Source organism: Phenylobacterium sp. (assembly GCF_031425575.1).
In the GTDB taxonomy this organism is placed as follows: domain Bacteria; phylum Pseudomonadota; class Alphaproteobacteria; order Caulobacterales; family Caulobacteraceae; genus Phenylobacterium.
Genome location: NZ_JANPJP010000302.1, coordinates 1 through 2,803, shown reverse-complemented (window position 1 = coordinate 2,803; position 2,803 = coordinate 1). Strand labels below are relative to the sequence as shown.

Genomic DNA, 2,803 nt, shown 5'->3' with positions numbered 1-2,803 from the left:
TCCGCCGAGGCGCCGACCCATCTGGCGGTGATCTTCGACCACTCGGAAAAGACCTTCCGCAACAAGCTGTACGATCAGTACAAGGCCCACCGCCCGCCGCCGCCCGAGGATCTGGTGCCGCAGTTCCCGCTGGTGCGCGAGGCGACGTTGGCGTTCGGGGTGCCGGCCATCGAACTGCCGGGCTACGAGGCCGATGACCTGATCGCCGCCTACGCCTGCAAGGTCCGCGACATGGGTGGCGAGGTGGTGATCGTCTCGTCCGACAAGGACCTGATGCAGCTGGTGGGTCCGCGGGTCTTCATGTTCGACGCCATGAAGAACGTCAGGATTGGAATTGAACAAGTCGCCGAGAAGTTCGGCGTAACGCCGGACAAGGTCGTCGATGTGCAGGCCCTTTGCGGCGATTCGGTGGACAACGTGCCGGGCGCCCCGGGCATCGGAATCAAGACCGCCTCGGCCCTGATCAATGAATACGGCGACCTCGACACCCTGCTGAGCCGCGCCCACGAGATCAAGCAGGACAAGCGCCGCCAGACCCTGATCGACTTCGCCGACCAGATCCGGCTGTCGCGCCAGTTAGTCCAACTGGATTGCGACACCCCGCTGCCCGAGGCGCTGGACGCCCTGGTGGTGGACGATCCGGACCCGGCGGTGCTGGCGGCCTTTCTGGAAAAGATGGAGTTCCGCACGCTGGCCCGGCGCATCGGCGACGGCAAGGCCGGTAATGCGGGCCAAGGCATCACGGTGGCTGCCACGCCGGCGCCGGAGGCCAAGGCGCCCACAGCGCCTAGCCACGCCGCCGTCGACACCAGCACTTACGAGTGCGTGCAAGACCTGGCCGCGCTGGACCGCTGGATCGCCGAGGCCTACGCCGCCGGGGTCATCGCCTTCGACACCGAGACCGACGCCCTGGGCGCCACCAGCGCCGGCCTCTGCGGCGTGTCGCTGGCCACAGCGCCCGGCAAGGCCTGTTACATCCCCCTGGGCCACGTCCATGAGGGCGAGGGCGGCCTGCAGCTGGACGCGCCCACAGACCTGACCCAGGTCCCCATGGACGCGGCCCTGGCGCGGCTGAAACCGCTGCTGGAAGACCCTTCGGTGCTGAAGGTGGCTCAGAATGCCAAGTACGACTTGGCTGTGCTGGCGCGCTACGGTGTCAACGTCAGCCCCATCGAAGACACGATGCTGATCAGCTTCGCCCTGGAGGGCGGCCAGCACAAAAGCCACGGCATGGACGAGCTGTCGCGGCGCCTCCTGGGGCATGAGCCGATCAGCTTCAAGACCGTGGCCGGGAACGGCAAGACGCAGAAGAGCTTCAAGCACATCGAACTGGCGGGCGCGACCTGCTATGCCGCCGAGGACGCCGACGTCACCCTGCGTATATATGAGCACCTGCGACCCCGGCTGGCGCATGAGCACCTCCTGACCGTCTACGAAACCCTGGAACGGCCGATGCCGGCGGTGCTGGTGGAGATGGAGCTGGCCGGCATCAAGGTGGACCCTGACCGGCTGCGCCAGCTCTCCAACGATTTCTCGGTCCGCATGGCGGAGTTCGAGCTGGAGGCCCACCGCGTGGCGGGCCGGCCCTTCAACCTGGGCAGCCCGAAACAGGTGGGCGACATCCTGTTCGGCGAGATGGGCCTTGCCGCGGGTCGCACCACGGCCACCGGCGCGCAGTCCACCGACGCCTCGATGCTGGAAGACCTGGCGTTACAGGGCCACGAGTTGCCGCGCATCCTGCTGGACTGGCGACAGCTGTCGAAACTGAAGGGTACGTACACCGATAACCTGGTTGCGGCGATCAACCCGAAAACCGGCCGCGTCCACACCTGTTACTCGCTGGCGGCGGCCACGACGGGTCGACTGGCTTCATCCGACCCCAATCTGCAGAACATCCCGATCCGCACGGAGGAAGGCCGCAAGATCCGCAAATGCTTCATCGCGGATGCCGGTCACGTCCTGATCAGCGCCGACTATTCCCAGATCGAGCTGCGCCTGCTGGCCCACATCGGCGATATTCCGCAACTGAAACAGGCGTTTGCGGACGGCCTCGACATCCATGCCATGACGGCGTCAGAGATGTTCGGCGTGCCCATCGACGGCATGCCCGCCGAGACGCGCCGCCGCGCCAAGGCCATCAACTTCGGCATCGTCTATGGTATCTCGGCGTTCGGCCTGGCCAACCAGCTGTCGATCCCGCGCGATGAGGCCGGCGCCTACATCAAGACCTACTTCGAACGCTTCCCCGGCATCCGCACCTATATGGACCGCATGACCCGCCAGGTCCGCGCGGAGGGGTTCGTCACCACCATCTTCGGCCGCAAGGTCCACATCCCCGCCGCCCAAGGCCGATCCCAGGCCGAACGCGCCTTCGGCGACCGCGCCGCCATCAACGCCCCCATCCAGGGCGCCGCCGCCGACGTGATGCGCCGCGCAATGATCAGAATGCCCGCCGCGCTGCGCGCTGAGGGGTTGACCGCCAGGATGCTGCTCCAGGTCCACGACGAACTGGTCTTCGAGGCGCCGGAAGCCGAGGCCGAGGCGGTGATCGCCGTGGCCCGGCGGATTATGGAGCGGGCGGCGGAGCCTGCGCTGTCGATCTCGGTGCCGCTGGTGGTGGACGCACGGGCGGCGGCGAACTGGGACGACGCGCACTGAGGGTGCAGTGGATGTGGCCTCCCCGCCTCTCCCTCGTGGCCGCGCTATCATTGCGAACCGCGCCGGATGGTACCTAATGGCCAAGTCTGTCCCATAGGAGCGCCAATGCCCTTGAATGATCTTCGCTCGATTCTCTTCCCCTATT

Annotated in this window: 1 protein-coding gene; it reads left to right on the top strand. The window is 66.6% G+C overall.

Annotated features, from left to right (window positions below; translation table 11 throughout):
- On the top strand, positions 1 to 2,658 hold a 2,658-nt coding region (gene polA / locus RMO97_RS16890; protein ID WP_310542187.1), incomplete at its 5' end, for a DNA polymerase I.
- Positions 2,659 to 2,803: the final 145 nt, after the last annotated feature.